General features: G+C 40.9%; 15 protein-coding genes. 4 read left to right on the top strand and 11 right to left on the bottom strand.

Translation table 11 applies throughout. The features are described from left to right. Nucleotides 1-146 precede the first annotated feature (146 nt). The 6 genes from HHA42_RS11020 to HHA42_RS10995 form a co-directional block, all read right to left on the bottom strand. Nucleotides 147-878, bottom strand: a complete 732-nt coding sequence (locus HHA42_RS11020) for a hypothetical protein (protein WP_168417442.1) — start codon at nt 876-878, stop codon at nt 147-149. A gap of 383 nt (nt 879-1,261) precedes the next feature. Beyond that, nucleotides 1,262-3,901 (bottom strand): bifunctional aconitate hydratase 2/2-methylisocitrate dehydratase, encoded by a 2,640-nt coding sequence (locus tag HHA42_RS11015; protein WP_168417443.1) that lies wholly within the window; start codon nt 3,899-3,901, stop codon nt 1,262-1,264. Between the two features lie 296 nt (nt 3,902-4,197). Beyond that, entirely contained in the window at nt 4,198-4,467 is a 270-nt protein-coding gene (locus tag HHA42_RS11010) for a hypothetical protein (RefSeq protein ID WP_168417444.1), read from the bottom strand. Nucleotides 4,468-4,668: 201 nt separating this feature from the next. Next, nucleotides 4,669-5,028 carry a hypothetical protein gene (locus HHA42_RS11005; protein ID WP_168417445.1) on the bottom strand — a complete coding sequence of 120 codons (360 nt, stop codon included), beginning with the start codon at nt 5,026-5,028 and terminating at the stop codon, nt 4,669-4,671. A gap of 107 nt (nt 5,029-5,135) precedes the next feature. After that, nucleotides 5,136-9,647, bottom strand: coding sequence for a translocation/assembly module TamB domain-containing protein (locus HHA42_RS11000; protein ID WP_168417446.1), 4,512 nt, complete (start codon nt 9,645-9,647; stop codon nt 5,136-5,138). A gap of 21 nt (nt 9,648-9,668) precedes the next feature. Next, a complete protein-coding gene (locus tag HHA42_RS10995; protein WP_168417447.1) occupies nt 9,669-12,482 on the bottom strand; it encodes an autotransporter assembly complex family protein in 2,814 nt (937 codons plus the stop codon). Between the two features lie 175 nt (nt 12,483-12,657). On the opposite strand from HHA42_RS10995, the gene HHA42_RS10990 reads away from it, so the two are divergent. Both HHA42_RS10990 and coq7 read left to right on the top strand, forming a co-directional pair. Next, nucleotides 12,658-13,977: an MFS transporter gene (locus HHA42_RS10990; RefSeq protein ID WP_168526486.1), complete on the top strand. Its 1,320-nt coding sequence runs from the start codon at nt 12,658-12,660 to the stop codon at nt 13,975-13,977. A 3-nt stretch (nt 13,978-13,980) separates the two neighbouring features. Beyond that, the gene (gene coq7 / locus HHA42_RS10985; RefSeq protein ID WP_168526484.1) at nt 13,981-14,616 is read left to right on the top strand and encodes a 2-polyprenyl-3-methyl-6-methoxy-1,4-benzoquinone monooxygenase; all 636 of its coding nucleotides are present in this window, start codon (nt 13,981-13,983) and stop codon (nt 14,614-14,616) included. Nucleotides 14,617-14,929: 313 nt separating this feature from the next. Here coq7 and HHA42_RS10980 read toward each other — a convergent pair whose 3' ends face one another. The 5 genes from HHA42_RS10980 to HHA42_RS10960 form a co-directional block, all read right to left on the bottom strand. Then, nucleotides 14,930-15,367, bottom strand: coding sequence for a 2-amino-4-hydroxy-6-hydroxymethyldihydropteridine diphosphokinase (locus HHA42_RS10980; RefSeq protein WP_168526482.1), 438 nt, complete (start codon nt 15,365-15,367; stop codon nt 14,930-14,932). Beyond that, the gene (gene folB, locus HHA42_RS10975; RefSeq protein ID WP_168526480.1) at nt 15,324-15,704 is read right to left on the bottom strand and encodes a dihydroneopterin aldolase; all 381 of its coding nucleotides are present in this window, start codon (nt 15,702-15,704) and stop codon (nt 15,324-15,326) included. Before folB ends, HHA42_RS10980 begins: the two co-directional genes overlap by 44 nt. A 132-nt stretch (nt 15,705-15,836) precedes the next feature. Then, the gene (locus HHA42_RS10970) at nt 15,837-17,135 is read right to left on the bottom strand and encodes an AarF/UbiB family protein (RefSeq protein ID WP_168417504.1); all 1,299 of its coding nucleotides are present in this window, start codon (nt 17,133-17,135) and stop codon (nt 15,837-15,839) included. 58 nt (nt 17,136-17,193) lie between these two features. Further along, nucleotides 17,194-17,922, bottom strand: coding sequence for a HesA/MoeB/ThiF family protein (locus HHA42_RS10965; RefSeq protein ID WP_168417505.1), 729 nt, complete (start codon nt 17,920-17,922; stop codon nt 17,194-17,196). Nucleotides 17,923-18,225: 303 nt separating this feature from the next. Then, nucleotides 18,226-19,530 (bottom strand): RNA-guided endonuclease TnpB family protein, encoded by a 1,305-nt coding sequence (locus HHA42_RS10960; protein WP_168417452.1) that lies wholly within the window; start codon nt 19,528-19,530, stop codon nt 18,226-18,228. A gap of 43 nt (nt 19,531-19,573) precedes the next feature. On the opposite strand from HHA42_RS10960, the gene tnpA reads away from it, so the two are divergent. Both tnpA and HHA42_RS10950 read left to right on the top strand, forming a co-directional pair. Further along, nucleotides 19,574-19,987, top strand: coding sequence for an IS200/IS605 family transposase (gene tnpA / locus HHA42_RS10955; RefSeq protein WP_168417453.1), 414 nt, complete (start codon nt 19,574-19,576; stop codon nt 19,985-19,987). A gap of 239 nt (nt 19,988-20,226) precedes the next feature. Further along, the gene (locus HHA42_RS10950) at nt 20,227-20,517 is read left to right on the top strand and encodes an MFS transporter (protein ID WP_252726319.1); all 291 of its coding nucleotides are present in this window, start codon (nt 20,227-20,229) and stop codon (nt 20,515-20,517) included. Nucleotides 20,518-20,583 lie beyond the last annotated feature (66 nt).

Raw genomic sequence — 20,583 nt, 5'->3', positions numbered from 1 at the left:
TCTCTTGAATTAAATAATTTTGCTGATTAATTTAAGATCAAATAAATTGTACGTTTTTTGATTTATGACGGAAGTCTACTCTTTTACTTTAGATGCTACACCAGTTGAGCAATATGCAAACCTTCAAATTTTATATTTTCTAGCAATTAACTAACTTTACGATTTAGCGCTAAATTCATAGCCGTTTCTGATAATGTGCGACTGTCTAACTTACAAATGCACATAATCCCCCAACCATCAAAATAGTCAGGTGCATGTTGTAAAAAGAAATTGCAGTGCACATCTTGATGCGCTCTTAAGCTCTCCAATTGCGCTACATTTCGCATTGGAGACGTAGTTTCATGCACATAAACACCATTGCAGCGTTTTTGCACTTCTGGATAACGCGCCGCCATAATCTTTAAGATTTCACAGTATTCTTTAGGTGTACTTTTCCCCACCCTTGGGAAAAAATTTTGTGAACGTGAGGCAAATAAAGAATATATTTTAGGCTGATTAATCGTAATGACGAACCATAAAGGAATAAATGGATGTTTAAAACGTCTATTCAACATCGCTTTAACCGCACTTTGAATAGTGAGATTTTGCTTTTGGTATTCTGGCAAAAAACCTGCACGTGAATTCACGACATGCATAGTTTGGTTATTACACTGAATCTGAAGAATAGGAATGACGTTTTGCCCAACTAACTCTCCCTTACAGTGATAATGAATAATCGTTACTGCAATCGCATCTGGCGCATAAACGAATGCTTTGAATTCATCTAAGCTAGAATTAGGGAAAATGATTTGGTCAAATTGATATATTTTTTCAAAAAAATAGTGCTGTTGCTGCGTTGAAAGCGCTTTAAAATCAAAAACTGTTTCAATTATATTCATGTGAACATCTCAGTTTTATATTTTGGCGTCTGAAATCTTAAAAGCTGCGTACAGATGAGAAGTTAACTAAAAATTTCAAAAAACATACAATTTCTTATTTTATTATAGTAAGTTACTAAAAAATAAACAATTTTTTAAAAAATTAAAAATAAATGTTTAATTTAATTGATTTTTTTACCAAAAATTATATTTATTCTTTAATTATATATCAAAATTTATATATTTTGTGAGGTACATCTCATTATTTTAAGATGAGTGGTAATTTTACAAAAAAATAAGGGCTGAATTATCAGCCCTTACCTTACTTATTGCTCAACACTCAAGCAAATCATAAATTTGCTCTTGTGTTAAAGCAAAGCTTATTCAGCTTTGCTTTTTCTGACTTAGGTCAACTGAGCAGCAGCAATTTTTTTAGTGTCTACATTCGAAGCAGCGTCTGTGTAGCTTTCCATCTTGTCAAAGTTCAAGTACTTGTAGATGTCAGCAGACATGCTGTCGATTTGAGAAGCGTACTGTTGGTATTCTTCTGGTGTTGGTAACTTACCAAGTACCGCAGCAACAGATGCAAGCTCAGCAGAAGCTAAGTATACGTTTGCACCTTGACCTAAACGGTTCGGGAAGTTACGTGTAGAAGTTGATACGACAGTTGTGTTCGGCGCTACACGTGCTTGGTTACCCATACATAATGAACAACCTGGCATTTCTGTACGTGCACCAGCTTTACCATAAGTGTTGTAGAAGCCTTCTTCCATCAATTGACGCTCATCCATACGAGTTGGAGGCGCTAACCATAGACGAGTAGATAAAGAACCACCAGGAACTTTGTCTAATAACTTACCAGCAGCACGGAAGTGACCGATGTTTGTCATACAAGAACCGATGAATACTTCATCAATTTTGTCGCCTTGAACGTCAGAAAGAAGTTTTGCATCATCTGGATCGTTCGGGCAGCAAAGGATAGGTTCTTTGATGTCTGCAAGGTCAATTTCATACACTTTCGTGTATTCAGCGTCAGCATCAGCTTTAAGAAGTGATGGGTTCGCTAACCATTTTTCCATGTTCTCAACACGACGAGCCATAGTACGCGCATCGCCATAACCTTCAGAAATCATCCACTTAAGCATAGTGATGTTTGAACGAAGGTATTCAGCAACTTTCTCTTCAGAAAGTGTGATAGAACAACCAGCAGCTGAACGTTCAGCAGAAGCATCAGATAATTCAAATGCTTGCTCAACAGTCAAGTCAGTTTCCATTTCTGTTAAGTCGATTTCTAAGATACGACCAGAGAAGATGTTTTTCTTACCTTTCTTCTCTACAGTTAAGTCACCTTCTTTAATTGCGTAGTAAGGAATCGCATGTACAAGGTCACGAAGCGTGATACCAGGCTGCATTTTACCTTTGAACTTCACAAGTACAGACTCAGGCATGTCAAGTGGCATAACACCAGTTGCTGCAGCAAACGCTACAAGACCAGAACCCGCTGGGAATGAAATACCAATTGGGAAACGAGTATGCGAGTCACCACCAGTACCTACTGTATCTGGAAGAAGCATACGGTTTAACCAAGAGTGGATAATACCGTCACCTGGACGTAAAGAAACACCACCACGGTTCATGATGAAGTCAGGAAGCGAGTGTTGCATTTGTACGTCAACTGGTTTTGGATACGCAGCTGTGTGACAGAAAGATTGCATAACGAGGTCTGCAGAGAAACCTAAGCATGCTAAGTCTTTTAATTCGTCACGCGTCATCGGACCTGTTGTATCTTGAGAACCAACAGTTGTCATCTTAGGTTCGCAGTAAGTACCTGGACGAACACCTTGACCTTCTGGAAGACCACAAGCGCGACCTACCATTTTTTGAGCTTGAGTGAAGCCTTTACCTGTGTTTTCAGGTTGTACTGGCGTACGGAACAATGTAGATGGTGCAAGACCTAAAGCTTCACGCGCTTTAGCAGTCAAACCACGACCAACGATCAAGTTAATACGACCACCAGCACGTACTTCGTCTAGAAGCACTGGAGTTTTAAGTTCAGATTCAGCGATTTGCGCGCCGTCTTTGAACGCTGTTACTTTAGCAGCAGCATGGTCGATCTTAAGAGTGATTTCATCACCCATGTTCATGTTAGAAACGTCGATTTCTACAGGTAAAGCACCCGCATCTTCCATTGTGTTAAAGAAGATTGGCGCGATTTTACCGCCTAAGCAGTAGCCGCCATCTTTTTTGTTTGGAATGTGCGCAATTTCGTCACCGAAGAACCAAAGTACAGAGTTAGTTGCAGACTTACGAGAAGAACCTGTACCTACAACGTCACCCACGTAAGCAACTTGGTTGCCTTTCGCGATTAAGTCTTTGATTTGGTTTAATGGACCAACTTCACCAGGAACTTCTGGGTTGATACCATCACGTACGTTTTTCAACATTGCATTTGCGTGCAATGGAATGTCTGGACGGCTCCATGCGTCTTGTGCAGGTGACAAGTCGTCAGTGTTAGTTTCGCCAGTTACTTTGAAAACTGTAAGTTTGATTTCTTCAGGTACATCTTTACGGCTAGTGAACCATTCAGCATCAGCCCAAGATTGTAAAACTGCTTTCGCGTTTTCGTTACCTGCTTTTGCTTTGTCTGCTACGTCATGGAACGCATCAAATACAAGCAAAGTGTTTTTCAATGCATCAGCAGCTAAGCCAGATAATTCTGCATTGTCTAAAAGCTCAACTAAAGGTGCTACGTTGTAACCACCAAGCATAGTACCTAGTAAGTAAACAGCACGCTCTTTAGACACGAGTGGAGAGGTTGCTTCACCTTTTGCTACAGCAGCTAAGAAAGCAGCTTTAACGTATGCCGCTTGGTCAACACCTGCTGGTACGCGGTTTTCAAGCAAATCAACTAAATAAGCTTCTTCGCCTGCTGGTGGATTTTTTAATAATTCAACTAATGCAGCTGTTTGCACATCATCAAGTGGCTTCGGTGGGACTCCGAGTGCGGCACGTTCTTCAACGTGTTGGCGGTAAGCTTCTAGCACGGTGTTATTCCTCTTTTTTAAAAAATTATTTGCGAATTCCTGCTTTTGCAAAGCATCACAAATAATATGGACTGCAAAATTTTACTAAACTTCCAGTTAAAAGTTAATGCAACTAAAGTGTTTCTTTGTGATGCCCATTATTTTATAACTAAATGATGCGCATATTGTTCAATTTACAGGCAAAACATGACTTAATTTTGACTTAAACTGCATTCACTTTAACTTTTGCCTAAAGTTTAACTCGTAAAAAAGGCAACCCAATGTTGCCTTCTATCTAAAATGAAAGATATTCCACCTTAGTGTACTGTAGTAGCTTGAAGATAGTGCTGTAATTGTTCACGGCTACCTTCAAACTTGAGCTGAATTTCATCTTCATGCAGCATACAATGCGCTGCACTAGCAAATGAAATCTGTACTTGATAAATCTTTGCGGGCTCATCTATTTGCTGACGTAAAAAAACCCGATCACCTAAACTTAAAACATAGTGACTACCACCAACAATGGCGACACCCTGTTCATCTTCTAAGAGCAAGTCTGCATTATGCAGGTAAGCAACCACTTCCATTATGCGCTCCTACTGTTTTTGTTATAAATTCATTATTCAGTAAAAAGATAAGTATTGCTAGTTTTAAGATTAAGAACTTGTCACAATTTATTTGTGGGAAATTTTAATGGCCTGACAACGAATACTAGACACTGTTTAGGCTATTTAAGTTTTGAAATTACTGTTGGTAGAATAATAAATATTCATAAAAAAACCGTTCTTTTAGAACGGTTTGTAATCTGGCATTTTATCATGCGGTGTAGCAATACATTTTTCAGTAAACTGAGCACGGATTTTTTCACGTGCGGCATCTGCATCGCCCTTAATTTCATCTATTGGCAAAGCATAAATTTGCTCAATAATCTCTAAAATAAAAGTACGGGTCGTATCATCTTCAATTTTGTTGGCATGCTCAATAGCTCGTTCTTTTTCAATTGCATTTTGACGATCTAGCATAATGGTACGTGCTGCATTTCCAACACTTCTGCAGTAACCTTGCCATTGCTCTTCTGGGGTTAGAGGTTTTTTTTCTGCACAGCCCATTAATGCAAGCACGGCAGTAACAACCAAAATCTTTTTCATTCACGCTCTCCTATTAGGCTTATGATAATCAATGTTCAACAAAATAAGAAATTTCATTGAAAAAATGCGCTCATGTAGAGCGCATTTTTTATCTGACTTAGCTGCGGTTAGAAACGCCAATTATAGAAAATATCCACCGCACGTTCTAAAGCCTGACTGGCTTCCAAATACAAGCGCTTATTCATTTGATAACGCAAGGTCAGTTTATTCACTGGGGTAAATACGCCCACACCATAACGAATAAATAAGTCTGGAGTAATGTAACCCGTCACACTAACTTGCGTGTCATCCCCCGTACCTTGGGCATCAAGCGCTAAACCACTTAAACCGAATGTACGTCCAATTTGGTTGGTCAAGGCACGTGTGCCACCCAAGCCCATACTGATCCCTGCTGCAGCAATGGTATTGTTTACATCCGACTTAAAGCTTTCAGTTTGACTCAGACCGCTAGTACCTTCATTGATACGTCCTGTAATCAAAGCATTTAATGCTTCCTGTTCAGATAAACCCGCATCGTTATAAACCTGAATATTTGGGCTGCTGGCTGTACCTGTAACCCTAAAGCCCACCATACTGCCTTGTACGTTTTTATTGGCATCCATATCTAGAGTTGGGTTTGAAATCGGGCCATTAAAACGTGCAATCGCACGGTTTAAGTCCAGACTCTGTCCGTATGCTTCAATTTTTACACGCTGACTAACACCAATTGCACCATTGGCACGCATGGCAGTTTCCAAACCACGTTGAGAAAGATACAAACGTCCAATAAGTGGAATACGGCTGTCAAAACCTTGGAAAATCACTTGATCACCCAAGTTTAGCTCTAAATCTGCTCGGATATCCCATGGACGTGCTGAACGTAGTAATGCGAGCTGATCTTGACCTTCATGTACTACACGTACATCAGAAGACACATTCACCACGGGTGCAGAAACTTCAGGCATAGAAATTAACGCACGTGGTACATCTACTTTCCCTTTTAAACTCAGTTTTTTCTGGAACGGTAAAACATCCAAAGAGACATCAGGCGTAATCATTGCAGTAATTAACGGCGCCTGACGTATTAATAAATCTTTACCATTTAAATTTAACTGAATTCGAGGATCATTTTTCCAATCCACACTACCTGTTAAACGTCCTACACCACCACCGCTATTAAATGCACCATTAATAGAGGCTTGATCTTGCCGAATTGATGAGTACAGCTGCACATTGGTCAAATTCACAGGTAAGGAAATCATGCTGAGTGCGCCATCTTTCAGTCGCATTTCACCAGTGATTAAAGGTGAGGTTAACGTGCCATTGACCTTACCTGCAAAAGACAGAGTACCTGCCATGGAACGCACATCGGCAATAAACGGTTTAAAGACTTTTAGTTGCACTTGATCGAAGGCGATTTCACCACGCATTGGCATATTTTTGCTGTAAGGATCTATCACCACATTGGCATAACCTGCACCAATTTCAGGCGTTTTGACATCCATTCGTAACTGTAAACCATCGGCAATGCTTTTAGCCACCAAAGCGACTTGTTCATAGCGTAAAGTAGAGCCAATATCTTGCGGGTCATCTGCTGCAATACCAATCACACCATTACGAGTAATCAGATGCGCATCAATTTTAGGTTTCTGCCCTTTGGCCCAAGCTGCTTTGGCATGACCATTGACCTTACCTGTAATGGCAAGACCTTCAGGCATAAAGGCAGCAAAATCGTTTAAATCTAGGTTTTGTGTCACAAACGATGCATTGGCTTTGGTTTTACTGACTAGAATCGGCTGATCAAAACACAACTGACTTTGCTGGCTCATCCAGCAATGTGCCCCCACATACAGCTCACCGTTTTTATGCTGATAGATTACCGCTGCATTTTGACGTTGCGCCAAGTGGGTTCTTAATGAGTCAAAATCACCTTTCTGGATTTGTCCAATCCAATCGTTTTGCGCATTCAAACCACCTGCAAGTTGAACATAAAACTTACTCAGTTTATTTTCTGCTTCAAGTTTTAATACATGCGCCTGACGTGTGCCTGCCAGCGCAATTTGACCTTGTTCAATCCCACGATTGCCACTACGTAGATGTTCCAGCGATGCGGTCATCAATGTTGCGGTATTTTCAGACGTTGGCAATTCACCCTGTATGCGCAATTTGCGTACACTGAAAATATTATTAAAACTGAACTGATCAACCGCTAAATTGGCGGTTGCTTTCAAACGTGGTTGCGACTGCACATTTAAATAACCATAGGCACGCCCACGTAAGCCCGAATATACTTCGTATAAGGCGGGTGCATTGACTTTAATGCGTAGGTTTTGTGCATTGCCAGTGGCTTGTAGCTGGTTTTTGGCATAAGACAGATACAAATTATTGGCTTCAAACTGTTGTGGCAAGAAACCTTTTTGATTGGAATCAATCACCATCGCCAAATTACCTGTACCACGTACAGGTTTATTATTCAGCATACCAGCTAAATTTAGACGCTCAATGTTAATACGCTTCTGCTTTTCTGACCAAATGCCTTGTGTGCGGATGTTTCCTGATAATTCACCACGTACACTCGATACAAAATAATGTGGTTTAAAACGAATTAAAGAAGCATTTAAATTCCAGCCCATCCCATTGTTCAGATGTAATAAACCATCTGCCACAATTTGCCCCGCGACTCCGTTATGACGTAAATCACTAATTTTGATCAGCTCAGGTGTGCCCGAAACTTTCAGCTTTAAACTGCCTTGACTGCCCTGAATTGCGCTGGCATTTAGGTCACCATCATAATTCACCGCAAAACTTTTAAAACCACCGCCTGCTTTGGCATCATGGAACAGTAAAGCAATCGTGCTTTGCCCTGTTAAATGTACACTTTCATTTTGGTTGGCCAGTCGCCCAGTTAAATTCACACCATTTAAATGAATAATTTGCTGATTCGGCAATGCAAAACCATTAGCTTTTAACTGCCCATTCAGCACATTTACTGGTGCTGCCGCTACCACAGTTTGTGGATTAAAATCTTTGGCTGCCAACACCGCATTCCATTTCAACTGACGTTTGTCAGAAGGTAAATCAATTACGGCGCTGCCTGCCAAGTGACTATTGCCCGTATCTAGCTTAAAGTTTGGAATATTTAAACGGTTGTTTTTAAGGTTTAATTTGGCTTGATACATACCTGCAGGCAAAGCCGTCTGCTCATGCGCACTGACTTTGGTCGCCACAAAAATATCTTGCTGTCCCTCAACCAATGCTAACTGTACATCCCCCGATTCACTTTTTAGCCAACCCACATAAGGCACTGCACGGTCAATATTATTCCAGCGCACATCCAACAACATTGGATTGACCGCTTTGTCCTGTGCTGGGTTTTGATCTAATTTTAAGTTCCATGTTTCAAATCGGTCAAAATCAACTTGTGCAGTTAAATGCATCCCTTTTTCCAAATGGCCTTTAGAAGTCAAATTGGCATCAAGGCTTGGCGGTAAAAAGTCTTTGACTACTTGTGGAATTAGGGGGTCTTTCGGATTAATTTTGTCCAAACGCCCAGTTAAGTCCCAACTCACTCGATCTTTCCAGCTCACTACACCTGCAACATTGGCAGCACCTTGCATAAGTTGTGCATTTAAATTACTAATGTTGAGCTGATTCACCAAGTCGGTGTACATCAAGCCTGTATATTGCCCTTGTGGAATATTCTTTCCACTTAAATCGGTCGCAATATCAATATCCAGACGTTTAATACCCCCTTTAAATTTGGCTGCACCTGCTTGGGTAAACAACTGCTGTTCCGTCAAAATAGGCCAGTGATATTGTTTAAATTGTAGTTCACCAAACATCGGCACTTGCTTGCGCATTGGATGTAACACGACCCAACCTGTTAATAAATCAGGCGTATTGGTTGCCACACCAGCTTGAATGGTATCTAAAGTGCCTTTCGCCACGACTTTAATGTCATGGATATTCAGACTATTGTGCAAGGATGGCAGATTTAGATCACCCGTCACGTTTAGTGGATATTTGCCCTCAAACTTCATATCGCCTGTTGCATTACGCACATTCAAATAGCCCATGTCCATGTGCGAGTCTTCAAATTTGAGCTCTGTGCCTGACCATAAAGCGTTATTTAAATGAATGTCGTAAAAATCGACCTGAGTGCCAGAAGCCGTTTGAATTAATAAATGATCGACATCTGCAGTGTCTAAGCGCAGTACAAATGGCAGACGAATTTCATTGAATTTGAATGGATCGTCACTCGGTGGGCCTTTAGGATAAATTCGCAGATTACGCACGTCGGTACGATTTAAATGAATTTCTTTATCTAAAATAGCACGCCAACCAAGAACGACATCGGCACGGTCAATTTTGACATCTACAGGTTTTAAGCTGACGATGATATTGCGCAGAATAATACCGCGCCATAAATTACCACCTTCATATTCATAATGAATAATTTCCTGACGTTGCAAGACACTATCAAGTAAAAACTTAGAACCACGGTCTGTTGAGAACATCACCACCAAAGCAGATACCAATAGAATCAGCATAAACAGTAGTGACAGTAAAACACTCCTGAGTATTCGACGCTTTTTGGGCAGCATCTCTGGGGTTTCTGGTTGCTGTTCAACTTCAGCCATAATGATCTCTAAGTCTTAAATTTATAGTTGAGAGCCAATAAAGAAATGTAGACGGATTGGATGGTTGTCATCTGAAATACCCGATGCCACATCTATCCGAATTGGACCAATTGGAGATGCCCAACGCACACCCAAGCCTACGCTATATTCGGTGTCATTACTAAAATCTGTATCGTAGGCATTACCAAAGTCACTAAATACCGCAGCACGCCAGCCCTCTTTAAATTGATAGTTATATTCCAAAGAGCCTACAGCCAAAGCCTGACCACCAATTTTAAAGCCATCAATCTGTGGTGCTAAAGATTTATAGTCAAAGCCACGCAGACTCTGGTCGCCCCCCGTAAAATAACGCAAGTTATAAGGTACTTTTTTAAAGTCTTCGGTGTAGATATAACCTAAGTCACTACGCCCCACAAACTGGTGATTGTCATTTTCACCCATGGAATAAATAAAGCGCCAGCCTGCATTAAATATGGCTAAATCAGCATCACTAAGTAATGATTCGCTGCCCAGTTCTACTTTATAAATTTGTCTAAATCCCTTGCTTGGGTTTACTCGTCGGTTGCTGTCTGTTCTGGAAATTTCATAGCCAAGCAATAACGATTGCTGCTCAACATCTCCATTCGCAATAAAGGCATCAGGGACATTATCTAAAAATACATCGCCTGTTTCAGTTAAGCGGTCTAAACGGTAGCGCAGGCCAAAGGTATGCTGCCAGCTCCCCATTGGGTTTTTAATCACACGGTCTGCACCTGCAACCGCAGATTCGATTAATAAGCCACTACCTTGTGCAACATCATCACGCTCTTCACGCTCATAACCACCAACTAAGGCCACATAGTCATTTAATGGATGGTTATACGGAATGTTATAGCGCCCATCTATGGCTTGACGAATTTCAGATAGCTCCAAGTTGGCATCGAATGAATGACCTCGTTTATTGACAATGGCACGGCGATACTGCCCACGTAAACGGACACCCGTGTCTGTACCATAACCTGTACCAACTTCAGCACTGTTTAAACGGTCTGCATTTAAGGTCACAATGACAGGAATTTTTTTATCTATACGCGCTTGTTCTTTAAAGCGCTCTTCTTCAGTTTGCTTATTTTCTTGTTGAACTTGCAGGGTGCGTAGGTTTTCATTGGCAGGTCCTTCTTCTGTACCCGCAAATTCCGCTTCATTCACCACAGACTGTGTAACTTCTTGTGAAGAAGCCACCTGCTTTTTATCTGTAACCGTAGCATCACCCAAAGACAGCTTTTGCTGATCGACCAAGGCCTGAATATCAGGTGGCAATTCTAAAGGATGCTCTACAGGATCAGGACGAATTGTATCAACCAAAGTGTAGTTAAAATAACGTGAGTTGGTTAAGTTGTTGGCTAAACCATTGACACGCCAAAAGGTATAGTCAGCATTTTCCTGCCAAGTCACCATACTTTGTAAGATGTCCATATCAAGCGGGAATTCCTGATTTGGATCGCTCATACGGAATTCCACTGCACCAAGTTTGTAACGCTCGCCCGTTTCATAGCGTAAATTTATATCTGCTGTATTTTGCGGCTGTGCGACTTTAACATCATGCAAACGCCAATAACTGTCGAAATATCCATTGTCTGTGGCAGCATCGGTAATTCGCTTTTTGGTTTGCTCGTACAAACCATGATTGAACACGTCATCTACTTCTTGATCTGGCAATACGCCAATGACCTGAAATTGTGCCTCGTATTGCCCTTCGCCCGTAAACTCTATATTTTGTTGTTTAATCGCCACAGGTGGATTAGGCACTACATTTACACGTACGCGACTGTCACTAAGTTTTTCAAATTTAAATTCGGCATTGTAAAACCCCACCGCCTGCGCTGCCTGATTGGATAAGGTGCGCAACTGTGGCAAGGCCACTGGAAAGTCTGCAAACGATTCTTGGGTAAAACTTGAGAGTTTTGCCTTAATGTTGGCACTTAAATTATCTACCGCTGTGCGATAAGCTTCTGGTGAAACTTCTCCAATGGCGTTTTGTGTTCCATTTTGAGCACTGTTTGCGCTAATCACAACATCGGCACTAATCCTTGGCACTTTGGCAGTATTGAGTTCACGCGGTGGGCGGACTTTATGTAATAGCCGTCTGAAAAAACCCGGTTGATCTGCATTTTCAGCCTGTGTCATCCAGCCCAATTCGGTCATGGTACTGTCTGCTGGGTTAGCTTCGACTACAATTTTGCTGTCTGCCTGAATGCTCGACATTAATGCATCTACATTAACGGGTGCTTGGTTAATTTGTAGCAACTCCTCTTGAGTTGCATCTTGCACCAAGGTTTCAGGAACCTGACCATTACGATCTAGCATCGCTTCTTGCTTGGCTTGTTCTGCCATCTGAAAAATTTCATTGGCAAGATTTTGATCTACAGGTGCGACAGGTAAATCTTCCAGGTCTTCAAATTCAATAGGTTGAAATTCGGGAAATGTCATGCCAGCTTGTTGTTGCTGTTGCAACATTTGCAAACTATCAACTTCTGGCGCTTGCGCCTGCTGCATTGCTTCTTCTATTTTTTGTAACTCTTCGGCGCTATCTTTACCTTGTGCTGCAGCCAGTTGCTTAATTTCGGCTTCGAGGCTCTGTGCTTCTTCTGCCACAGGTGTTTGGATCGTTGCAGTATTAATTTCACCTGTTGCTTGTTGCACTGTATTTGCCGCTGGAATACTTTCAGCAAAACTTGAAGATGCAACAAAACCCAAAAACAGACCAAGCCCGATATTTTTTGGCATATTCCAACACAAAATAGCGTGCATACTGGAACAAAGTACTGATTTTTTAAAGTTTGTATTGACAGGCATAAACAACTCTAAACTGATTTAATTTTTATGGAAAAACCCCAATGAACGCGCGTGCAAACACCAATTTATTTGATTTTTTCATCAGTGAAAAGACTTGAAACATCATACATGATTTTCTGTACTATTATATCAAGCGGTCACATTTCTTAATAAAACTAAACGAAGTTAATCACGCATGGAAAAAAATGAACAGTTAATGAAAAGTCGGCGCTTTTTGCCGATGTTTCTCACTCAGTTTTTTGGCGCACTCAATGATAATGTTTATAAACAAGCGCTGCTTTTGGTCTTTACCTATGGCTGGATTAGTCAGCAGTCTGCAAATGTCAGTACGCTAAATAACTTAGCTGCTCTACTGTTTATTTTGCCTTATTTCATTTTTTCAGCGACTGCGGGGCAACTGGCAGACAAATACGAGCGAGCGCAACTGGTACGTGCCATTAAATTGCTCGAAATTATCATCATGCTCATTGGTACTGCAGGTTTCCTGTTGGGAAATTTATGGTTGCTATTGATTGCTTTATTTTTAATGGGCGCTCAATCGACTTTCTTTGGCCCAATTAAATATGCCATTTTGCCCGAAGTGCTCAAACCGCATGAACTGATGTCGGGCAATGCTATTTTCCAGTCAGGGACTTCAATTGCCATTTTACTGGGTATGATTTTAGGTGGTGCTGTCATTTCTGTTTCTGCGGGAAATTTACTGTGGATTAGCCTGACAGTCATTGTAATTGCACTGATTGGCTATGCGTCCAGTCGTTTTGTATTAACCCAGCGTGTGACTGCACCCGAGATTGAAATTGACTGGAATTTTTTCCGTACCAGTTTCCAGACTTTAAAATATGCCAAAAGCCTGCCGATGATTTTTTTGATCTTACTTGGAAACTCTTGGTATTGGTTTTATGGGGCAACTTATTTGACCCAAATTCCACAACTGACTCAGCAGAATCTACATGCTTCTGAAAACGTGGTGAGTTTATTACTCACCCTATTTTCAGTTGGCATTGGTGCAGGTTCTTTGCTGTGCCGCAAATTAGGTGGCTCAGAAGTCAATATAAAAATGGTTCCAATTGGTGCAGTAGGTCTAACCATTTTCGCTTTTTATTTAGCAGGTGCATTGGCCTTTGTACCGCCTCAAACAGGTGAACTACTTGGCTTATCAGCCGTGTTTCAGCAAGGCTGGAGCTATTATCACGTGATGCTTGCAGTTACTTTATTGGGGATTAGTGGCGGTTTTTACATTGTACCCTTATATGCCATGATGCAGGCTTATTCTCCTCGCTCACACCGTGCACGTGTGGTTGCCGCCAATAATATTTTAAATGCCATTTTTATGGTGTCGTCTGCGGTTTTCTCGATTTTAATCTTAAGTGTTTTAAAAATTGATTTAAAAATTCTATTTAGTATCACAGCGGTTTTAAGTGCCATTTTCACGATTTGGCTCTTGTTAAAGCTCAAGCCAATGTTAGATACTGCACAAGACTCGTTGGAGGATTAGTTCATGCGTCAGTACACAGGTATAGACAAGTTTATTCACTCATTTGACCAAGCCTTGCGCAGCTTAGTGCCAGGTACAACTTCGGCACAACGCGAAAACCCAGGCAATGCGGTTGAAACCAAATTGGCTGTGAGTGAAGCGCGTCATGTTGCTGGGTTAATGCGTGTTAACCACAGTGGCGAAGTATGTGCCCAAGCCTTGTATCACGGTCAGGCCTTAACCGCCAAATTACCCAATGTACGTCGTGAAATGGAACAGGCTGCTATTGAGGAGCAAGACCATTTGGCATGGTGTGAAGACCGTTTAAAAGAATTAGATAGCCATACCAGCCTGCTCAACCCTGTATGGTACGGTCTTTCATTCGGAATGGGGGCAATTGCAGGCATTGCAGGCGATAAATACAGTTTGGGCTTTGTGGCAGAAACCGAGCGTCAAGTGAGCTTGCATTTACAGCATCATATTAGTCAGCTACCTGAACAAGATGACCGTTCACGTAAAATTTTGGTGCAAATGAATGAAGATGAATTACACCATCGCGATACAGCGCTTAATGCAGGTGGTGTAGATTTACCTGTGCCTGTACGCTTGACCATGACCGCTATTTCCAAGCTGATGACCAAGACCAGTTATTATATTTAATGAATTGATGACACTTAAACGCTCACGATTGTGGGCGTTTTATATGTCAATGAAATAGAAAACATCTCGATTAAAACAATCAAGAAATAACAGAGAAAGAGCCGATTTTAAGTTATCCCAAGATTTATCCGCAGATTTTGTGGATAGTTTTCTGACTGTAGCCTGTATGTATACAGCAACGATATGGTTTTCGATGGTTTTTTATACAAAAATATTCACAGAATATGACATGCTGATGTCTGCAATCTAAGATCATGCATCTTAGTCAAAATGCTAAAGATTGATCACGAATCAATAACTCTAATTGCCTGATTTACTCTTCACAACGCACCACTGGATAATGATGCTCAGGATGCATAAATGCTTGATCTTGCCAAATTTCCCACATTGGAATTTTAACATCTAAAGCCAAAGGCAGTTTTTTCGGATTTAATTGCATGTGGGCTAAATCTGCTCCCCACGCAATAATATCAATATCCAGTGGGATATCGTGCGATGGACGCACACGCCCTGCTGCAACTTCCATTTCCTTGAGAATGACATTCAACTGTGCATAGCTCAAACGACTTTTGATTAAGCAAGCAGAATTCCAGTAATCTGCACCGATCCCATCACGGCAAGGAATGAGATAAATTTGCGAAAACTGTGTTTCACCCAAGGCAGCAATTTGCTGATAGGCCTGTTTAAACTGGCGTGAAGCTTCACAGTTACTCGCCAGAGCGAGGGCAAAAATCGTGTCGGTGGCGTTCAAGACGAATTCCTACAGAATGTGCTTCTGGAATAATGGCAGGTTTACGAATCGTGATGGTAATAGATTCAATTGCTGCAAAGGTAGTAAAAAGTGCATCGAGCACCAATTTTGCTGCATGTTCGATTAATTTAGGCGCAGCATTTTGAATGACCTGTGCAGAAATGCTGCAGATTTCAGCATAATTTAGAGTGTCCTGTAACTCATCTGAAGTGGCGGCCTGATCTAAATTGGTCGTAATAATTAAATCCAACATCAAAGGCTGTTGAATCTGACGCTCCCATGCAAAACAGCCAACCACTGTCTCTACCTTTAAGCCTTCAATGATAATTGCGTCCATTTAAAACCTGCAAAATTCGTGTGTCATTGCTATCTCAGTGAGTAGCTATTATGAATCGTCACGATCAATATGAGAAAAACCCTCTTGGCGAAGAGGGATTTTAAATCTACTAAATTAAGTACCGTTTGACCCTTAATGTTTCAACAAAAGGTTGGGGTCCATGCTTTGCACCATCTGCAATCGTTGATCTGCATAAATGTCAGTATAAGGTGCCAACACGCGCATGAAACGATCGAAATACAACATTTGCTTGAACAGCAAAGCAAAATCACGTGGGAAGCGAATCCCATGACGCTCACCTACCGCGACCATGTCCATCATAATGTCGTTTAAATCGGCAGGATTAGAAGTTAGTAATTCTTGAGGGTCGGCCAATAATACACCGCTGAATAAACGCTCTAAGTCCGCAGCCAAAACTTGTGTATCAATTTGAGTATCGGTCATGCCCATTTTCAGCATATTCTCTGCCATGAGCGTGTAATTGGTATTTTGCAAGGCATCCATAAAGGCCATACAAGCCGTCCACACTTCAGGGTTGAGCTGTCCAACAATACCAAAATCAATAAAGCCCACCCGACCATCTTCAAGCAACATCAGGTTGCCTGCGTGTAGGTCTGCATGGAAACTGTTACACATCATCAAACTACCAAACCAAGTATTCATGGCTGTAATCAGTACTTGTGATGGATCATTAGATACTTTTTTGACTACTTCAAAATCAGTCAAGGGCACACCATACAAGCGCTGCATGGTTAGTACCCGACGGGTTGAATACTGATGATATACTTTAGGTGCAGTAGCTTTATTGTTTTGAGTCAAATTCAGGTAGTTGATAAAATCATCAAGGTTACGTGCTTCTTCAATAAAGTCTACTTCACGCACCATGCGGGTTTTGATTTCTTCTACAATATCGGCCAAAGACGCAAATTTGACCTTAGGTACTGCTTTTTCAAGTATTTTGGTGGCCCAGTGCAGGACGTTTAAATCGGTATAAAGAATTGTCTCTACACCTGGCTTTTGCACTTTAATCACCACATCTTCGCCACTGACCAATTTAGCCGCATGCACTTGCGCAATAGACGCAGATGCCAATGGTGTTTCATCAATAGAGGCAAAAATTTCATCTAGGTTGCGCCCTGCAAATTCAGACGCTAACACTTGCTGCACATAACTAAATGGCAAGCTTGGTGTCTGGTCTAAACAACCTTGAAATTCTTCGACATATTCACGTGGGAACAAAGACGGCGTACTGGCAATAAATTGGCCCAGCTTAATATAGGTTGAACCCAAAGATTCAAATGTTTCGCGCATGAGTTTGGCGTTACTTGGTTTTTCAGTTGCGTATTTAATGCCAGCCTTGGCCGCCACCACTGCAGTTTCACCCATACGGGCAACTGAACGTAAACCATCTAACCAGATATTATTTTTCATCATGTCTGAGTCATATTAAAGTAGTGTGAGTTTAACAAATAATGATAAGAGAGAAAGTCTATCTTGCCTGACAAACTGGGCAGTCTGTATCTTTTTCGAAAGCCAATATGCGTTGTTTCATGCTTAGACCATCCCAAAGCAATAATTTTTGCTTGAGTGCAGTAATGCCTAAACCTAAATACAACAACGCATGGTGTGCTTGTAAGCTCGCCATTACATTTGGGGTACTGGCCAGCACCCCGCTGTCTGCGCAGCGTAAACTCTCGTTAGCATGTTCTTCTTTGGGAAACAGGCACGCATAGCAAGCCGAATCGCCTTCTACCATAAACATTTGCCCTTGAAAGCCAATTGCTGATGCACTGAGCAAAGGCACATTGAATTTTTGACAAATTTGATTGACCAAATAACGGGTGCTGAAATTGTCACAGCCATCTAACACCAAATCTTGTTGAGCAATTAAATCACCTGCATTTTGCTCATCCAGCAAGGTAGTTAAACTAACAATCTCGATAAACGGATTAATTTCTGCAAGACGTTTCGCTAACACTTCGGCCTTATAAAAGCCTAAATCTGCAGGGCTATAAGCAATTTGGCGTTGCAGATTACTGGTTTCAATCACATCGGCATCAATCAGGGTAATTTTACCCACGCCTGCCCGAGCCAGTAATTCTGCACTTAAACAGCCAATCCCACCGCAGCCCACAATCAGTACATTGGCGAGTTTTAATTTTTCTTGTGCTTCAATGTCCCAGCCATCCAATAAAATTTGACGACTATACAAATGCATTTCTGCATCACTCAATTCAAACTGAGCATCGAATATGCTATCCAAGAAAATATCCTATTCTATACGGCCAAAACGCCAAGTATAACGGTTATTTAAAGCAAACCACTACGATCGTACTTTGAATGTTTTGCATTTAAACAATACACCAAGCACATCATTTAAAGCTGCGGCAGCTTAATTAAAAATGCATACGCATACCGACATTGTAAGTCACACCATCGGCATCACCTAAATATTCATTGTATTGACATACTCCCACCACTTTCACGATGTTCAAGTGGGGGATTCTAAAAGCAAAAGCTCTTAGGTGACTTCCTCACGGATTTCACTTGCTTTCTGCTTCGCAAGGCGACCTTTACCGCATCCACCCTCCACAGACAAAACGGTGTGTCCCACCGCCAAAATGTTGCGAGAAGCATTAATATCTGCATTCTCGCCAAAGCCACACTCGACACAACTAAAGTTTGCTTGAGTAAGCCTATTTTCTTTTGCAACATGACCACATGAACTACAAGTTTGACTTGTATATCTAGGGTCAACTTTAACAAGCAAACCACCTCGCCATTGCTGTTTGTACTCCAACATACCAACAAGCATTGACCAACCTTGATCCAGGATTGATTTATTTAAGCTGGACTTGGCTTTAACATTCTTTCCTTTTTTCTCGATTGAGCCTTTCGCTGACTTCGACATATTGGCTACTTTTAAGTCCTCAACTACGATCATTGCGTGGTTTTTGCTGAGCGTTGTGGTGACTTTGTGCAAGTAGTCATGCCGAATATTGGCAATATGATGATGTAATGTATTGATCTTGAGATTCAGCTTTTTCCAATTTTGACTGAACTTGTTTTTCTTTCTCAGCTTGCGCTGAAGCCTAGCCAATTTTACTTGATTGGCCTTGAAACTATTGATCGGGTCGAATACTTGACCACTAGACGTTGTAATTAACTTTTTAATACCTAAATCAATGCCAATGGCTGATTTCGATGGATGGACTGGTGCTTCTACCGTATTTTCAGCACCAAATGACACATACCATCTCCCGACATGCTTGGAGATTGTGACGTTCTTAATCTCACCCACAATATTTTGTGATTTTCTGAATTTCACAACGCCAATGTCATTAGGTAACTTAACTTGGTTGCCTTTAACCCAACAGTATCTATTGAATTGAACAATACGAATGGAATCATAGCCATTAGATTTCTTTTTGAATCGTGGCATGAGTGGTCTAAGTTGGACTTCACGACCATCAGGCAATTTAAAGAATCTTGGTTTTTTGGCTTTAAATGGTTTTTGCTTTAACTTGGCTTGTTCTTTCGGGTCAAAGAACTTCCCCCAAGCATCACCAAGATCACGCACTTTTTGTTGAAGTGAAACGCCATTTGAACTATTTTCTAGAAAAGCACACTCAGGTTTTTTTCGTAATTCAGGAATTTTATTGACTAAATTAACTTTGTTGATTCGCTCATTATTAGCAAGCATCTCGAACGATACAGCTAAAATTTGATTCCAAACAAAACGTGCAGAGCCAAGCAACTTGTTTAAAACAAGCTCCTGCTCTGCATTAGGCTCAAGCCTAAATTTATACGCTTTGTTGATTTTCATAAATGAGTATGTATGTGTTAATATAATCAAATGCTATCATTAAATGAACAATCAAACAATGACTGAAATCTATAAAAACCGCCATTCAGCCTTTAACTTACACGTACACTTAGTATTTATTACAAAGTACAGAAAGAAAATTCTAAATGATCTACATCATAAGTATTTTAGTGAGTGTGTAGCCGAAATATGCAAGGATTTTGATGCAGAGCTAAAAGAATGTAATGGTGATGCTGACCATGTTCACATGCTTATTCAGTACCCACCAACTGTTCAGCTTAGTAAGTTGGTGAATAATTTAAAATCGGTAACAAGCAGAAGAATGCGGAATGAATTTTTAGATTTACGTGGTAGTTATGCAAAACCTGTTTTATGGTCAAGGTCTTATTTTGCAGGGTCGTGCGGTGGTGCGTCTTTGGATATTATTAAAAATTACATTCAAAACCAACAAAGTTAAAATCTGTGAAATTCACCTCCACCCTGACTGTCGGGTGGAGTCCTCTTTCACTTAAAGATATAGAAAATATAACTGTGAAAACAATAAATTATATTATTCATTTTCACCCAAAATAATAAACATGACTGTGTGCATACGCATAACAACGACACAACATAATCCAAGACAAATTTCGTCGCTCAAGCCTGTGCTGCGATACAACCAACATCAGTAAAACAACATCAAAAGGATGTGATGACATGACTAAGGAAAGTTTTATCGACACGGTCAAAGCCGTGTCGCCTAACCCTGCCGATGCAGTGACCTACAACAAGTGGAAAATTCTGCTGTTGCTATTTTTAGCTAATATGCTGAACTTTTTTGACCGTACCATTCCTGCCACTATTATTGAGCCGTTACGCTTTGAATTTAATTTAAGCGACTTACAACTGGGCTTTGTAGCTGCATCATTCACTTTGGTATATGCAATTGCAGGTTTGCCTTTTGGACGCTTGGCCGACAAAGGTTCACGTAAAAAAATTAGGCTCTAGACTAGCAGATTTGCACTTAGTTTTACCTAATGAGGTCCCACAACTCTGTTGCTAGCTCATTAGGCT

The sequence above is a fragment of the Acinetobacter sp. A3 genome, from assembly GCF_012371415.1.
In the GTDB taxonomy this organism is placed as follows: Bacteria; Pseudomonadota; Gammaproteobacteria; order Pseudomonadales; family Moraxellaceae; genus Acinetobacter.
Note: the sequence above shows the minus strand (reverse complement) of the source record. Positions and strands in the feature narration are given on the sequence as shown.